The organism is Weeksella virosa DSM 16922 (genome assembly GCF_000189415.1).
Classification (GTDB): domain Bacteria; phylum Bacteroidota; class Bacteroidia; order Flavobacteriales; family Weeksellaceae; genus Weeksella; species Weeksella virosa.
Map to the genome: position 1 here is coordinate 1,362,151 of NC_015144.1, position 15,760 is coordinate 1,377,910.

Annotated in this window: 19 protein-coding genes; 12 read left to right on the top strand and 7 right to left on the bottom strand. The window is 36.0% G+C overall.

Going from position 1 to position 15,760, the window contains the following annotated elements; translation table 11 throughout:
* Window positions 1-2 precede the first annotated feature (2 nt).
* Genes WEEVI_RS06615 through WEEVI_RS06625 form a run of 3 tightly spaced genes read left to right on the top strand, consistent with a single transcriptional unit; the run spans window position 3 to window position 3,076 of the window.
* Window positions 3-1,667 (top strand): DUF6909 family protein, encoded by a 1,665-nt coding sequence (locus WEEVI_RS06615; protein WP_013598377.1) that lies wholly within the window; start codon window positions 3-5, stop codon window positions 1,665-1,667.
* Between the two features lie 27 nt (window positions 1,668-1,694).
* A complete protein-coding gene (locus tag WEEVI_RS06620) occupies window positions 1,695-2,681 on the top strand; it encodes a Gfo/Idh/MocA family protein (protein ID WP_013598378.1) in 987 nt (328 codons plus the stop codon).
* The gene (locus WEEVI_RS06625; RefSeq protein WP_013598379.1) at window positions 2,681-3,076 is read left to right on the top strand and encodes an acyl-CoA thioesterase; all 396 of its coding nucleotides are present in this window, start codon (window positions 2,681-2,683) and stop codon (window positions 3,074-3,076) included. Before WEEVI_RS06620 ends, WEEVI_RS06625 begins: the two co-directional genes overlap by 1 nt.
* Before the next feature lie 30 nt (window positions 3,077-3,106).
* Here the strand turns inward: WEEVI_RS06625 and nadE are convergent, their stop codons facing one another.
* On the bottom strand, window positions 3,107-3,898 hold the full coding sequence (gene nadE, locus WEEVI_RS06630; protein WP_013598380.1) for an NAD(+) synthase: 792 nt from the start codon (window positions 3,896-3,898) through the stop codon (window positions 3,107-3,109).
* Window positions 3,899-3,997: 99 nt separating this feature from the next.
* Between nadE and WEEVI_RS06635 the strand changes: the two genes are divergently transcribed.
* From WEEVI_RS06635 to WEEVI_RS06655, 5 genes are all read left to right on the top strand, one after another.
* Window positions 3,998-4,372, top strand: a complete 375-nt coding sequence (locus WEEVI_RS06635; RefSeq protein WP_013598381.1) for a hypothetical protein — start codon at window positions 3,998-4,000, stop codon at window positions 4,370-4,372.
* Between the two features lie 62 nt (window positions 4,373-4,434).
* Window positions 4,435-5,481 (top strand): gliding motility lipoprotein GldB, encoded by a 1,047-nt coding sequence (gene gldB / locus WEEVI_RS06640; RefSeq protein ID WP_013598382.1) that lies wholly within the window; start codon window positions 4,435-4,437, stop codon window positions 5,479-5,481.
* A 26-nt stretch (window positions 5,482-5,507) separates the two neighbouring features.
* Window positions 5,508-5,834, top strand: coding sequence for a gliding motility protein GldC (gene gldC / locus WEEVI_RS06645; RefSeq protein WP_013598383.1), 327 nt, complete (start codon window positions 5,508-5,510; stop codon window positions 5,832-5,834).
* A 99-nt stretch (window positions 5,835-5,933) separates the two neighbouring features.
* A complete protein-coding gene (gene tsaB, locus WEEVI_RS06650) occupies window positions 5,934-6,602 on the top strand; it encodes a tRNA (adenosine(37)-N6)-threonylcarbamoyltransferase complex dimerization subunit type 1 TsaB (RefSeq protein WP_013598384.1) in 669 nt (222 codons plus the stop codon).
* 18 nt (window positions 6,603-6,620) lie between these two features.
* Window positions 6,621-7,010 (top strand): DUF423 domain-containing protein, encoded by a 390-nt coding sequence (locus WEEVI_RS06655; protein ID WP_013598385.1) that lies wholly within the window; start codon window positions 6,621-6,623, stop codon window positions 7,008-7,010.
* A 61-nt stretch (window positions 7,011-7,071) separates the two neighbouring features.
* Here WEEVI_RS06655 and WEEVI_RS06660 read toward each other — a convergent pair whose 3' ends face one another.
* The gene (locus tag WEEVI_RS06660) at window positions 7,072-7,572 is read right to left on the bottom strand and encodes a hypothetical protein (RefSeq protein WP_013598386.1); all 501 of its coding nucleotides are present in this window, start codon (window positions 7,570-7,572) and stop codon (window positions 7,072-7,074) included.
* Between the two features lie 144 nt (window positions 7,573-7,716).
* Window positions 7,717-8,379: a YceI family protein gene (locus WEEVI_RS06665; protein ID WP_013598387.1), complete on the bottom strand. Its 663-nt coding sequence runs from the start codon at window positions 8,377-8,379 to the stop codon at window positions 7,717-7,719.
* Window positions 8,380-8,500: 121 nt separating this feature from the next.
* On the opposite strand from WEEVI_RS06665, the gene WEEVI_RS06670 reads away from it, so the two are divergent.
* Window positions 8,501-9,493, top strand: a complete 993-nt coding sequence (locus WEEVI_RS06670) for an ABC transporter ATP-binding protein (RefSeq protein WP_126414851.1) — start codon at window positions 8,501-8,503, stop codon at window positions 9,491-9,493.
* A gap of 41 nt (window positions 9,494-9,534) precedes the next feature.
* On the opposite strand, the gene WEEVI_RS06675 is transcribed toward WEEVI_RS06670, so the two are convergent.
* The 4 genes from WEEVI_RS06675 to WEEVI_RS06690 all read right to left on the bottom strand — a co-directional run bounded on the left by WEEVI_RS06675 (window position 9,535) and on the right by WEEVI_RS06690 (window position 13,327).
* Window positions 9,535-10,449 carry a T9SS type A sorting domain-containing protein gene (locus WEEVI_RS06675; protein WP_013598389.1) on the bottom strand — a complete coding sequence of 305 codons (915 nt, stop codon included), beginning with the start codon at window positions 10,447-10,449 and terminating at the stop codon, window positions 9,535-9,537.
* 85 nt (window positions 10,450-10,534) lie between these two features.
* A complete protein-coding gene (locus tag WEEVI_RS06680; protein ID WP_013598390.1) occupies window positions 10,535-11,305 on the bottom strand; it encodes an alpha/beta fold hydrolase in 771 nt (256 codons plus the stop codon).
* Between the two features lie 4 nt (window positions 11,306-11,309).
* The gene (locus WEEVI_RS06685) at window positions 11,310-12,050 is read right to left on the bottom strand and encodes a pyridoxine 5'-phosphate synthase (protein WP_013598391.1); all 741 of its coding nucleotides are present in this window, start codon (window positions 12,048-12,050) and stop codon (window positions 11,310-11,312) included.
* Window positions 12,047-13,327: a mechanosensitive ion channel family protein gene (locus WEEVI_RS06690; protein ID WP_013598392.1), complete on the bottom strand. Its 1,281-nt coding sequence runs from the start codon at window positions 13,325-13,327 to the stop codon at window positions 12,047-12,049. The genes WEEVI_RS06685 and WEEVI_RS06690 overlap by 4 nt, the downstream gene beginning before the upstream one ends.
* 68 nt (window positions 13,328-13,395) lie before the next feature.
* On the opposite strand from WEEVI_RS06690, the gene WEEVI_RS06695 reads away from it, so the two are divergent.
* The 3 genes from WEEVI_RS06695 (at window position 13,396) to nusA (ending at window position 15,716) form a co-directional block, all read left to right on the top strand.
* A complete protein-coding gene (locus tag WEEVI_RS06695) occupies window positions 13,396-13,890 on the top strand; it encodes a DUF456 domain-containing protein (protein ID WP_013598393.1) in 495 nt (164 codons plus the stop codon).
* 105 nt (window positions 13,891-13,995) lie between these two features.
* Window positions 13,996-14,463, top strand: coding sequence for a ribosome assembly cofactor RimP (rimP, locus tag WEEVI_RS06700; RefSeq protein ID WP_013598394.1), 468 nt, complete (start codon window positions 13,996-13,998; stop codon window positions 14,461-14,463).
* 17 nt (window positions 14,464-14,480) lie between these two features.
* Window positions 14,481-15,716: a transcription termination factor NusA gene (gene nusA / locus WEEVI_RS06705; protein WP_013598395.1), complete on the top strand. Its 1,236-nt coding sequence runs from the start codon at window positions 14,481-14,483 to the stop codon at window positions 15,714-15,716.
* Window positions 15,717-15,760: the final 44 nt, after the last annotated feature.

Below are 15,760 nucleotides of genomic sequence, written 5' to 3' on the forward strand. Positions count from 1 at the left end.
ATATGTCGATATCAAGAGCAAGAAGATCAACGAACGCGATCGAGCGAATTTATATATCTATGCGTCACTTATTTCATCGTGGCGTTTATCGAGTTTCTGGGAAACCAGGTAATATATTGCGAGGTTTATTGTACGAAATAAATCCGGAAATATATGGTACAATGACTGATCCAGAGAAAGTAGAACTCAATGGTTTGATATACGTTCTCGATCGATTACCAGAAGGAATCGTAGAAACACCATTTGTTAATTTCACAGCTGATGAAGGGTACGATCGTTCTATTTTTACACCGATAATCCCAAAGAAAAGAAGGCGTTTTTGTTATCGTATCGATGATGATCAGATGAATATCGAGATTACACGTGGCCGATCAGAGGTATACGATATTCTTACACATTTAACGTTTTTGTACAATGAAGCCGATAAAATTGCCAATCGTGCATTTAACAATACTTCGCTCAATAAGCATCGAATTTGGGAGCAAATAGAAAATATTGCTCTTAATAATGTAGAGCTTAATAGAAAAGAAAGAGAAATTTCTCTGATGCACTTAGCAACCATCTTAGGAAGAACATTCGAGGAAACACAAGCTGTACATAAATATTTTAGCGAACCAAACGATAAAGAAAAGTTTTTCAAGATTGTTTATTGGATGGGTAAAACCAGTCAGCAGGATGAGTTGGGAGTAAAAAAACGAGAGATTATTTTTACTTCAACTTTACGCGAATCAATCGGCCATCATATGATCGGAGAATCCTGGGCGAATGAAATCAAAAAAAACTTGCTAAAAAATAACCTTCACGAGAAAAACCTTCATATCATAAGTGCAAATATGCACTCTGTGATGAATACTCTATACGCATTCGATGCATTAGGAACAACTTATTCGCCAAAAACTGATTTGGATCTTTTCAAAGAAATTTCTGCTGAGAAGAACAAAATCATGCGTGAAGAAATAAATCGGTTCTCACAAGAAAATGGTCTTATCGCGATAAAAGATCAATCAGGGACCAATATCGATGTGCAAATTATCGATCTAGAGAAAGTAGATTTTAAGAATTCAGCTTTTTCATATGCTCAAGATACAAGTAAAGATGTGTTGATTGTGATGGATTATGCTTTTGGAGAGCAAGCCTTCGAAGCGATGGATGAATTACTTAAACCATATAAAACCGGAAAAACACATTTCAAGATGAATGTAAAATCGGTTTCGATTATGGGAAAAGCCGGAATTTTAGACGGCACAAAAGGAGATATAATGATTCCTACCGCCCATGTATTCGAAGGTACAACCGATAATTACCCATTTAAAAATGAATTGTCCCTAGAAGATTTTAAAGGAAGCAGATTAGGAGTGTATGAGGGTACGATGATTTCTGTTTTGGGAACCTCTCTACAAAATAAAGATGTTCTAGAATATTTCAAGAATTCATCTTGGGATGCAATCGGGCTAGAAATGGAAGGGGCACATTATCAAAAAGCTATTCAAATAGCTTCGAAAATACGTCACCATATCGATGAAGATGTAAAAGTGCAATATGCCTATTATGCATCCGATAACCCACTAGAGACCGGTAGCACTCTGGCTTCTGGAGGATTAGGCCTTACAGGAGTGAAGCCAACCTATCTCATTACACAAAAAATCTTAGAAAAAATAATTAAATAGAACTACCTTTTGTGGTAAAATAAAAAAATGATAAAATTTTCTATACTAGGATTCGGGCATATCGGTAAAGTTCATTATCAGGCAATTAAAGAAACCGTGGGTGCAAAATTAGTGGCAATTATCGATCTCGTAGAACCGATATTAGAAGAAAGCACAGCCAATATCGATTATTACACTTCTCTAGAACACTTTTTAGAGAACGATACCGAGACCAACGTCGTTGTAATTGCTACTCCCAACGGAATGCATCATATTCATGCAATTAGTTGTTTGCAAGCCGGGAAAAATGTACTAATAGAAAAGCCAATGGCGCTTGATATAGAAAATGCAAAAGCAATTTTAGCCACGGCAGAAGAAAACAATAAACGAGTTTTTTCATCCATGCAATTACGTTTTTCACCCGTTGTACAATATGTGAAAAATGCATTAGATCAGAAAGCTTTGGGTGAAATATATATGGTGAATATCCAATGCTTCTGGAATCGAAATAAAAACTATTATAAACTACGAGATTGGCACGGAAGTGAAGAGATGGACGGAGGCGTATTGTTTACACAATTTTCGCATTTTATAGATATCATGAATTTTTGGTTCGACGATGTAAAATGCCTAAGCTCTGTGCAATATAACTTTAATCATCAGGGAATTACAGAATTTGGTGATAGTGGTAAGCTAGAATTTAAGGCCGATTCTGCCCATGGTCATATGGTGTACACAACCGCAACTTTTAACAAAAACTTCGAAAGTACGATAACAATTATTGCCGAAAAAGGGACTATAAAGATAGGCGACCAATACCTTAATAAATTATTGTATGCAGATCTCAAACATTTGTGTTGTTCGGATAAACTAACTACCGAACAGAAGAATTTTCATCCCAATGCGATGAACGAAATTGTTGAAGCATTGACAGAAAATAAACCTTCTATTTTAGATGGGAAATACGCCCTAAATCTAGTACAGTTTATAACCGATGCAAACGAAATGGCCGCTAACGAAATAATAATAGAATAATGAAATTTCATACAAGAAAATGGGTGAAGCCCGAGGATTTGAATCCGAATAAATCTCTTTTCGGAGGTCGATTATTGGCTTGGATAGATGAAGAGGCTGCTTTGTATTCGATTATACAATTAGAGAATTCACATGTCGTAACCAAATACATGTCAGAAATCAACTTTCAGGCATCGGCTAAACAAGGTGATATTATCGAGATCGGATTAGAAGTGGTTAAGTTCGGGCGAACATCTCTGGTGCTGAAATGTGAGGTGAGAAATAAAATGACACATCAAACCATAATTACAGTAGAGAATATCACGATGGTAAATCTCGATGCTAACGGAAAACCGATTCCGCATGGTAAAACAAAAGTGGAATATGTTGTCGATCGTTTAGGGAAATCTAGATAATAAAAAAGGTAAAAAAAAGGATTGTTGAGACTAGCTCAACAATTCTTTTGGTATTTTTGCAATTGGGATTGGTTGAATTTTGTGCTGATTGATTCGGTTGAGTCGACTATAAATTTCGAAAACCTCTTTTTCTCTGCCGGTAAAATCATCTGCTTTTTTCGCTAAATCATGCATTTTCATTGCCCATTCTAATTCATCATAATTAGCCCCCAGTTGATCTTCATCAGAACGATCATCGCCAAAAAGCCCATCGGTAGGTTTTGCAATCCTAATGCTCTCATCAATACCTAGGAAAGCAGCAATTTCGTACACTTGTGACTTTAGTAAATCGGCAATCGGACTCACATCTACACCGCCATCACCATATTTTGTGAAAAATCCAACTCCGAAATCTTCTATTTTGTTACCCGTTCCTGCTACCAAATATCTGTTTAGACCAGCAAAATAATACAAAGTAGTCATGCGTAATCTTGCACGCGTATTGGCTAAGGTTAACGCTAATTGAGGATGATTTTCGTCTTGTGGAACCGCAGAACGAAATTCATCGAAAGTAGTAGTGAGATCTACCTTGAGAGAAGAAATTATATCAAATTTTTCTTTCAACCATTCGATATGGATGCTGGCCCGTTGAACTTGCGACTCTTCTTGATGGATAGGCATTTCTAGGCAGAGAAGTGGATAGCCAGTCATGGCACACAGCGAAGAAGTTACTGCAGAGTCTATCCCACCAGAAATACCAATTATATAACCTTCTTGATGAGAATTCTCTAAATAGGTTCTGAGCCAATCCACTAAATAATCGACTACTTTAGCAGTTTGCATAGTTTATCTTTTTTTCAAAGATAATCAAAAAGGAACCTTTTTATAGTTCGATATCATAAAAAAAGACTTATGTTTATCTCTAAAAAATAATCACTAACAATGAGGATATTCATTTTTTCAATCTTATTTATCGGTTTTTTAGTTGGATGTAAAGAAGCCAAAACAGTGGCAGTGGAGGAGCCTAGGACGGAAATAGAAACAACAACACAAATAACAACGTCTTCTACAGAAGTTGCCCTAAATCCTGAGCATGGACAACCGAACCACCGTTGCGATATTCCGGTAGGAGCACCTTTGGATATGCCGGTACAAAATACAAATACATCGACAACACCTCAATACAACCCCAACAATCCGTTTGCACCCAATTCTTCTGTAACCGTAGAGCCAGAAGGTGATACACGGATAAATCCTCCCCATGGTGAAGATGGTCATTTGTGCGAATATCCTGTCGGAGCAAGGATTCCTTTATAATTTTATGCAAATCTTTTTCCTACCAAGAAATGTCTTATTTTTGTAACTACAAGTAAAAGAAAATGGGACGAATAGTAGCAATTGGTTTTCTATGTTTGCTTCTTTTGGGATGCAAAAAAAATAATGTTAATCGTTGGAATATCACGCCTGATCATAAAGTTGAGGTAGTGATTCACGATATTAGCAAAAACTTTTTCAATGTTGAAATTCCTTTATCAACGTTAAAAGCAGATTACCCTTTTTTCTTCGATAATTCATCTGACTCTATTTGGGAAGCCCAACGCAGAGACCCAAAAGAGCTCTCGATTTATCACAAAAGTTTAGAAGCTTTTGGAGGTTTGCCAGAATTTGGTCGAGAAATCAATCCCTTATTCTCTCGTTATTTGCATTACTTCCCTCAAACGAAAGCTCCAACTGTTTTTGTATACTCATCAGGGTTGCAGGGTGTTTACGAGCCCGTAATATACAGTGAAGAAGCGCAAAAAATGTTTGTAGCAATGGATGGCTTTTTGGGTGAGAAAAGTCCACTATATGATAGTATAAAAGTATATTCTTATCTCCGCACTTCTATGGATAGAGGACATGTTCGTGCGCAAATTGTTCGTGCAATAGGAGAAAATATTGTACCATTCGATCCGAAAAAACAGACTTTTTTAGATCTAATGCTGTATGAAGGGAAAAAACTAATTTTGGCAGATGCACTGATTCCTGACGAAGCCGATGAATTCAAGATCGGTTATACACCTCAAGAAATTGAGTGGAGTATACAAAATGAAGGAAATATTTGGAATTTTTTTGTAGAACAAAACTTTGTTTTCAAGAATGATAAAACCTTGTATGATCGTTTCCTACAAGTAAGCCCTTTTTCGAAATTCAACAACGAGATAGAGCAAGAATCTCCTGGGAGGATTGGTGCTTGGATTGGCTGGCAGATTTTGAGAAAATACCTCCGCGAAAATCCTTCGATTACACTTCCCGAATTGATCAATGATATAGATAGTGAGAAAATTTTCAGACAATCAAAATACAAGCCTTCTAAAACAGAAGTTCAATCCTATCGAACCGAAAAAAAAGAAGGAGTTGATGAATTATACCATTATGCAGAATAGTAAATAAAATTATAAATAGAGAAATTATGAAGAAAACAAATATTAATATCGAAATAGAATTAGACGAGAATCACATCCCAGAACAAATGCATTGGACAGCGAAAGATGGAGGTATATCCAATGAAGAAACCAAGGCTGTTTTTTTGTCGGTTTGGGATGATAAAGCAAAAGAAGCTTTGCGTATTGATTTGTGGACAAAAGATATGACACAAGACGATATGAAACGTTTTTTTCACCAGATTTTTATTTCAATGGCAACTTCGTATGAGCGGGCTACTAGCGATCAAGATGTTTCGAACGCTATCATAGAATTTGCAGAAAATTATGCACATTTATCAAAAATAAAGGGATAATCCTTGAAGAAAATTATTGCAGTTTCAAACTCTCAAAGCAATTTATTTTTGTGAGAGTTTTGGAATCGCTTTATACTACATAAAAACCAAACTTGTAGAATGGCTTTATTATTACAGATAGAAACCTCTACCAAGAACTGCTCGGTTGCCTTATCCAAAGACGGGCATACGATTGCTTCGATCGATGAAAATAGTGACGGATATGTGCATGGCGAAAAATTGCATCAATTTATTCAATGGGCGATAGAAGGAACGCCATATACATTGCAAGAGATAGATGGAGTATGTGTATCGAAAGGGCCCGGTTCTTACACAGGATTACGAATAGGAGTTTCGGCAGCAAAAGGTCTTGCTTTTTCGTTAGGAGTTCCATTGATATCGATAAATTCTTTACAAGTTTTGGCCAATGCATTTCAGGGGGCAGATTGTGATCTTATAATTCCGATGATTGATGCTCGCCGTATGGAGGTTTACACCGCAATCTTTTCTTCAGATGCAAAAGCACTTACTCCTACAGAAGCCAAAATAATCGACGAAGACTCTTTTCGAGATCTATCCAATAAAAAACTTTTGCTAATAGGCGATGGAGCTATGAAAACAAAAGAGATATTACAGACTCTTAATGCAGACTTTGTGGAGGCTTTTCCAACAGCAAAAGCAATGAGTAAAATGGCTGCAGAAAAATTCAATCGTCAAGAGTTTGAAGATGTTGCATATTTTGAACCTTTTTATTTGAAGGATTTCGTAGCAGGTAAAAAGAAAGAATAAAACTAAAATAGAACAAAAATGAAACAAATTGTGTTGTTTATTGCCGCTGTTTATGGTCTGTCTTCGGTGATTTTGGGTGCCTTTGGTGCGCATGCCTTCAAGAAGTTGTTAACAGACGAGAAGCTAGCAAGCTTCGAGGTAGGAGTGAAATATCAAATGTATCACGCCTTAGCAATTTTAGCGGTTGGCCTATATTTCCAGATGAATTCTGGCTTGGAGAAAACAATCGTATGGTCGTGGATAGCCGGTACTTTTATTTTTTCGGTTAGTATTTATTTGCTGTCATTTGCAGATTATTGGGGAGTGAATTTAAGGTGGCTAGGACCGATAACCCCCTTGGGTGGTTTATTTATGATGATTGGTTGGGCAACTTTATGTTGGTATTTTCTGAAAGTAAAAACCGCATAAAATTTACATAAAAAAAATTCCACTAAGAATTTCTCTTAGCGGAATTTTTTATCAATATTAATTAAAAAAAATCATCATCTTCAAAATCAAAATCCTCGAACAGTGTTTGGATGACAAATTTCACGTCATCGTTTGTTTGCCCGGTATAATCTTGTACATAGCCCGTCCAGTTTAAAGATAAAATTCCTTGATTATTTTTGCTGAAAACTAGTTCATTCTTCACCGTTTCATATTCATCTTCCGAAGCATTGAGTGAAGTGTAATAAACCTCGTGTATTTCCCCATCTTCATCCTCAACCTCTTCAAAGCCAAAAGGAATTTCTACTTTTTTTCCGTTTAGTTGCTCGGCAGTGCTTACATTAATCGGAAAATCATCAATGAAGAGAGATAGTTGAGCAAAGTCGTTTTGCAAAGAATCGCCTTCTACATGTTCTAGATCATCGTTGGTATGAATCTCGATTAATAAACAAGTTTTATTGCCCTGATAGACAACTTTACAAAGGTTTTTGTTGATGTGGTAAACAAAAGTTTCTTCTGGATGGAAGACTTTGATGGTGTTCATGAGTTATTCTGAATAGTTTTATTGGTACGAATATAATTAAGACTTTGAAATTTTCATAACCTAAAACATGATTTTTATAAAAGAAAATAAAAAAGGCCGAAATTCTATATTTCGACCTTTCAATTATAAGTAATTGACAAAAAATTATTTCACTTGTGTCGCAACAATATCTGCTTGTAAAATTACTTCATCTTTGATGATTGATCCAGCACCACCTGTGAAAGTAATTCCGAAGTCTTGACGGTTGATTGCAAACTCTTCTGATTTGATTGTTACCTTATCTCCATCTACAGTAACATTCGCACGGAAAGTGATGTTTTTTGGAGTACCACGGAAATCCAAGTTTCCAGAAATCTCAGTATTGAAATCACCCTCTGTCAAAGGTTTAACGGTTGTAATCTCGAACGTTGCATTCGGGAATTTTTCTACATCTAAAAAATCAGCAGACTTCAAGTGGCCATCTAATTTTGCTTTGTCTTCTGGACTATCATTTAAATCGGTTGACTCGAATGTGTTGAAATCTGCAATAAATTTACCTGATTCTAGAACTCCATCCTTCATGTGAACCTCTCCCGAAGAAAGTTTTACAAAACCAACATGTCCTTCTTCTGGCTTGTTTATATCTTCGAATCTTTTTCCTCCTTTCCAGTTGATAGAACTTTCAGCATCTACCATATAATTTACCGAACCTTCAGTAGCTAATGCTGTTTCAGTTGGCTCATTTGCATCCACGGTTTCGGTTTTTCCTCCGCAAGATGTTAAGGCAAAAATTGATAGTAACGAGAAACTTAAAATTACTTTTTTCATGGATTTAAATAAATTTTATAAATTCTTTGCAAATTTACAATTATTAATTGTAAATATGTTTGATTTAAGTCAATATATTTATAATTATACTATATGACCGAATCAATAATTCAAAAAAATAGTGTCAAACTCGCTTATGTTAATCGTAGAGTCTCTATCCTATCAGTATCAAGAATCTGAAAAATTTTTTCTAAAAAATATAAACTTTCGTGTAGAGAAAGGTGAAACTTTAGCGATAATCGGAGAAAGTGGTAGTGGAAAATCGACATTAATCCGATTGATTTATGGTTTGTTGGATTATAACCATAAAATGCAAAAAATAGAATGGAATGGGGTATTACTCAAAGGGCCAAGTTACAATTTGATTCCCGGGCACTCAATGATGAAATATGTTGCTCAAGATTTTGATTTGATTGATTTTGTATCGGTAGGAGAAAATGTAGGGTACTATATCTCTAATTTCGATTTACCAAAAAAACATCAAATTATAGATCAAGCTTTGGAGGCTGTAGAAATGCAAGCCTATAAAGCAGTACACCCCAAGTATCTTAGCGGAGGTCAACGACAACGTGTCGCCATTGCGAGAGCTTTAGCTTTGCGTCCAGAATTGTTGCTACTCGATGAGCCTTTTTCCAATATCGATCAACACCTGAAAATAAAAATCAGAGAACGGATTTATGCTTTTTGCAAAGAACACAAAATGAGTCTTATTTTTACCACACATGATTTGAGTGATGCTTTCTATTCATCGGACCAGATTTTGGTTCTGAAAGACGGACAAATAGTACAAATAGGAGCAGTGAAGAATGTTCGTAACTTTCCGAAATCTGCTTATGTTGCTCAGCTTTTCGGGTATGTGGCGCTTATCCCAAAAGAAAAAGCTGCTGCGCTGATGATTGATGCAGAAAACGATTTGGTGATATATCCCGAAGAGGTGGTTTTGGATGATGCGAGCGATATATACGGAACCGTAACCAAGGTACATTATCAGGGTCGGGATTATATTTGTACAATGGAAGTTGATGAGGTAGAGATTTTGTTTTATTCTGAAACCGAAATTCTACCCAATCAATATTTACCAATCAAAATCATCAATTATCGAACGATTGAGTGAGGTTTTTTGATAAAAAAAAGCGACAAATCGTCGCTTTAAATTTATTTTTTGATGAATTTTTTTGAGTAAGATTTTCCCTTTTCGGTTTCGATCTTTATCAGATAAACTCCTTTGCTGAGCTGTTGAACGAACACCTTTTTTTGGGTCGTTTCGAGGATTTTTTTACCCGACAGCTCATAAATAGTAATTGATTTTATTTGCTCTTGGTTCGGCAAATCAATCAAAAATTCTTTTTCAACAGGATTTGGATAGAGTTTAAAAACTGCTGTTTTTGTATCAGAAGTAGAAAGTTTTTCTTCGTTGATTTTTATCAAATCATAATACGCATCACCACCAAAGTTGTCATGAACCATATTGAGCCCGACAATTTGTGTTTTGGAAAAGTTCTCTCCAGTGAAAATTAAACTATCATCTACCCAGTATTTTATAGTTTCTGGATCTATCTCTACACGCACCGAATACCATTTTTTTGGAGTCCAGCTAAAATTACTAATTCGGGTAGAGCGATAATCTTCTGTGGTATACACATATGCGGTACCATTGTTATCGAAAGCCAAACCGAATACAGCGACATACTCATCGTCTTTTATACCAAAGCCTGTAAATTCGAAATTAGACTTATTGCCCTCGGTAGGATAAACTTTATAAGAAATACTGAATCCATCGGTGAAATCATAAGGCGTATCAAATGTTTTGGTTGCTCCGAAAATCGGAAACCATTGAAAACCATATGCATCATCAAAACCATTTTTCAGTGCGTACTCACCATCGAATGCTAATTCATTACTAATGAGTTGATTGTTGATAGGTGTCCCGTCAGAATCAGTTACCTGCCATCCGTTTTGGTTGTGGAGGTTACCAAGTGTAAAACCTTCAGAGGACTCGAATGAAATGGTTTCTTGAGCGAAAATGTAGTTGGCTATAATGCAAAAAGCGATTGCGTAAATTTTCTTCATATACAAAAGTGTATTGATAAAAAACTTCTTTCACATTGTTTTTACCCGACAAAAAGGAAAGAAGTTGTATGGTTAGTATTTTAGATTATTTTAGTAAAAAAGTTAGTGTTTTTTGCATAAACTCTTTGGGGTTTTCGGCGTGTAACCAATGTCCAGCATTCGAAACATAATCAATCTCAGCGTGCGGAAATCTTTTTCGAATAATAAAATCATCTTCCGGTAAAATGTAATCGGATTTTTCGCCCCCTAAAAATAAGGTTGGCCCGTTAAATTCACCATCTGATAAATCTTTTCCTACCAAATTATTGTATTCGCGATACAAAGCGGGTAAGTTGAAACGAAAGGCATAGCCGTTCCCGTTATGGTAAACATTCTTCAAAAGGAATTGTCGAATACTCATTTCTGGTATATATGTTTTTAGCATTTCGTCGACATCTTGTCGAGTTTTTGCCTTAGAGAAATCTACCGAGTTGAGTGCTTTGAAAATCATGTTGTGATGCGGAGGATAAGCTTTCGGAGACATGTCGGCAACAATTAGTTTGTTGATTTTTGTTGCATAATTCATGGCCATATCGATTGCCAAACGTCCACCAAGTGAGTGCCCCAAAAGATGCACTTTTTCTATGTTATAATGAGCCATATAGGTAAGCAGGTCTTGTATCATGGCATCATAACTCATATCGGTCGAATGAAAACTTCTTCCGTGGTTTCTAAGGTCTATTAGATGCGTTGTATAGTATTTTGCATATTCTTTGCCAAGGGTGTTCCAGTTGTCTAATTGTCCGAAAAGTCCATGAATTATGAGTAGATGCTCTGGATGTTCTCCTATAATTCTACTGTTTAATATTTGCTCCATTTTTTTATTCTTTTTTGGTCGTTAATTGAGCTATTTCTATTTTTCTTAGATAACATTGTACTGTGTTTTCTAAGCCCATATATAAAGCTTCAGAAATCAAGGCATGCCCTATAGAAACTTCTTCGATTTGTGGTATTTGTTCTATAAAATATTGGATATTGTCCAAGCTCAAATCATGACCAGCATTTACTGCTAATCCGTTTTTTATGGCAAGAAGTGCAGTTTCTCTGTAAGGGTGGATACAATCTAAATTACCTTTTGCGTACTCCGTAGCAAATTCTTCGGTATACAATTCTATACGGTCTGTACCTGTTTTGGCTGCGCTATCGATAAGTTTTGGGTTGGGGTCTAAAAAAATAGAGGTTCGGATACCTGCTTTTTTCAAGACGTCTATCACTTCAGATAAATAATCAAAATGTTTTATCGTATCCCAGCCAGCATTAGAGGTTATCGCATCTTCAGCGTCTGGTACAAGCGTCACTTGTTCGGGTTTCACTTGCAGAACCAGATCCATAAACCTATCAATTGGTTTTCCTTCTATATTAAACTCTGTGGTGATAATTGGTTGCAGATCCAAAACATCTTGGTAGCGAATATGTCGTTCGTCTGGTCTTGGATGGACAGTAATTCCTTGTCCACCAAATTGTTGAATTTTTATAGCTGCTTCCACAACATTCGGCATGTTTCCGCCACGAGCATTACGAATCGTGGCTATTTTATTGATGTTTACACTTAATTTTGTCATGATGAAAGATTATTTTTTATATCGCCAAGCGTAATCGATTGCATTACTTCTAAATGAAATTTTCTGCATGCAGTGAGTAAATGATCAAATATATCGGCTTGGATATTTTCAAACTCTAAATTATCAGATGATTTTGCAAAACAATTGATCTCAAGCGGCATTCCGTGAGGGGTAACCGGTAATTGTTTCACTACAATAGGGTCGATTTGCGAAATGTTTGGGTTGTTGCGTAAATAATGTTCTACATATGCTCGAAAAACACCTATATTGGTTAATTGTCGGCCATTAATATCGATTTCGGTATGAGGAATAGCAATATTGTGTTGGCTGATTTGATTTCTTTTTTCGATTATAAAGTCTTTGATCAGATGAATTTTTTCAAACTCAGCAAGCATTTCCTCTTTGCAAAACTTAAAAGAATTGACATTGAAAGCAATAGAACGCTGGATTTTTCTGGTGCCAGAATTCATCATGGGCATATGATTTATCACCTGAGATAAGACCAAATCAGACGTAGGTACGGTAACAATTGATTTGTCGAACTTCTCAATTTTTACCAAGTTTATATTGATTTCTCGTACAATTCCATCAACTTTTCCCTTGTCAATCGTAATCCAATCACCTTCTTTTACCGAGCGAGAATATGAAATTTGCAAACCTGACACAAAGCCCAAAATCGCATCGCGAAAAATCAAAATTACCGCCGCAGTCATCGCCCCGAGAATGGTAATAATGGTCTTGGTTTCTACTGTAAAAAGAATCATGATACCCGAAATAATAGCAAAAAACGTAATGAACATTTTTATTAATTGCCCGAAAGTTCTTATCCCAACGGTGGTATAGCTATTTTCTTGACGATAAACGTCGGTTACGGTGTTGATAATCCGAAAGATGATTTGAGTAAAAAGGATTACAAAACACAACTTGATTACCTTCTCGCTAAAGTTGAAGAACGTAACTTGTTTTTCGAACAGAAGCATATTAAAATTAAAAGCTAAACTCAACGGAATTGTATACAAAACTGTAATAATAACCTTGTTGCGCATAAGAGCAGAGAGCCAAACGGTTTCTGTTTTGGATACGATTTTGTTCAATAACGGGATCACCGCTAGCTTCAGTAAATAAGCTACCAGGAAAAGAAGAGCAACTAAGAAAAAAACACGTAAGAAAGTGACAAGACTCACCGAAAAGTCTACCCGAAAATGTTCCGTAAAAAACAATTCTACCGCCTCTGTAAATTCTTGATAAAAAGATTTTTGATACAACAAATACTTCATATATTCGTCAAGTTACTTTTGGTAAAGTTACAAAGTGCTAAGTTAATACGAAATTATTTATCCAAATTATGGACGATTCAGTACTCAATATCATCAGTGGTATTTTGCTTTTTGTAGGACTGCTAGGGACAGTTTTACCAGTTTTGCCCGGCGCACCCTTAGCCCTGATTGGATTGTTGGTTTTCAAGTTTAGTGCAGATAGTACATTTGGATGGGGATTGCTAATAGTGGCAGGTCTTTTTGTTCTGATTGGTGCACTGCTCGATTATCTTTTACCCATCTATATGACCAAAAAAATGGGTGGTTCTAGATATGGCATATATGGATCAATTGTTGGTCTGGTTGCAGGATTATTTTTTCCGCCGTTTGGTTTCCTAATCGGTCCTTTTTTAGGAGCTTTCTTTGGGGAGCTTCTGTACAATATGCAAGATCAGAAAAGAGCTTTTAGAGCTGCTGTAGCTACTTTTATAGGATTTTTATTAACAACTGGCTACGATATTATTCTAACGCTAATTTTTATTGCAATCTATATCTTAGATATTACCAATGTCTATAGTTTTTAGTTTTTTTAAAAAAGTGTATATAATATAAAAAAGTTGTATATTTGCATTTATATTGAGTGAATCTAAAAGGAGGAGGGCTATATTAAGCTCTCTTTTTCGTTGTATATGGATATAGCAAAAGTAAAACGATTGATAGACGAGGCGATAGAAGAAAATCCGACTCTTTTTTTAGTAGATTGGAAGGTAACGCCCGACAATAAAATTTTCATTTTAGCCGATGGAGATCAAGGTTTGCCAATCGAAGAAATCGTACGGATTAGCCGACATGTAGAGCATAATCTAAACCGTGAAGAATGCGATTTTGCATTAGAGGTTTCCTCGCCTGGTTTGTCTACTCCATTATCAATGCCACGTCAATATAAAAAAAATATTGGTCGTCAAATCTCTATAACTCTCATAGATGGTAAGGTTCTTGAGGGGGAGATTGTAGAAGCCAATGAAGAAGCTGTAGAATTGTTTTGGGAAACGAGAGAGCCCAAGCCTGTAGGTAAAGGAAAAATAACCGTAGAACATCAAGAAGAGTTTCACTACGATACGATACAAAAAGCCGTAATCGTAGTAAACTTTCAATAAAATAAGAGCAATACAGAATGGATAATCTTGCATTAATTGAATCGTTTGGCGATTTTAAAGATGATAAAAACATCGATCGTATCACCCTTATGGCTATCATAGAAGAAGCTTTGCAAGTGGTGTTGAGAAAAAAATATGGATCGGATGATAATTTTGATATTATTGTAAATCCAGACAAAGGAGATTTAGAAATCTGGCACAATAGAATTGTAGTAGAAGATGGTTTCTCTGAAGATGATAGTGCAGAAATCGAATTATCAGAAGCTCGAAAAATTGAGCCCGACTTCGAGATTGGGGAAGAGGTGTCAGAACTTATTCCTATCGAGAACCTAGGTCGACGTGCTATCCTAACATTGCGTCAGACTTTATCGGCCAAAATAATGGAGCATGATAACGCTAATTTATATGATAAATTCAAAGAATTAGAAGGTGAAATTGTTTCGGGAGAAGTTCATCATATTCGTCATAAGCATATTATTATTATGGATGACGAACAAAATGAAATGATTCTTCCTAAGGAAAATCAGATTCCATCAGACTTTTTCAGAAAAGGAGAAACCGTTCGTGCAATTGTTGATGAGGTGGTATTACGAGGAGCAAAACCTCAAATCGTTTTGTCTAGAACCGCACCGAAATTCTTAGAAAAATTATTCGAACAAGAGATTCCAGAAATTTTCGACGGTTTGATTACTATCAAGAAAGTTGTTCGTATCCCAGGAGAAAAAGCCAAAGTAGCTGTAGAGTCATACGATGACCGTATTGATCCAGTAGGAGCATGCGTGGGGATGAAAGGGTCGAGAATTCACTCAATTGTTCGCGAATTGCGTAACGAGAATATCGATGTAATTAACTACACTACAAACCTTAACTTGTATATAGCACGCGCATTGAGTCCAGCAAAAATCTCTAGCGCAGAAATTGATGAAGAAAACCATAAGATATTGGTTCACGTTAAGCCCGAAGAAGTTTCTAAAGCAATTGGGAAAGGTGGGTATAATGTGAAATTAGCCTCTCGTTTACTAGACATGGAGATCGATATATTCCGTGAAGGTATACAAGATGAAGATGTAGAGCTTACCGAGTTTTCAGACGAGATTGATCAGTGGGTAATCGAAGCTTTCAAAGCGATAGGATTAGACACAGCGAAGTCTGTACTCGAGCAAGATGTTAACGATTTAATTAAGAGAACTGACTTAGAAGAGGAAACCATCGAAGATGTGATTCGTATTCTAAAAGAAGAGTTTGAAGATTAGACAATAAGATTTTAAATAAAGATTTGTACATTTGCAAACGAAAA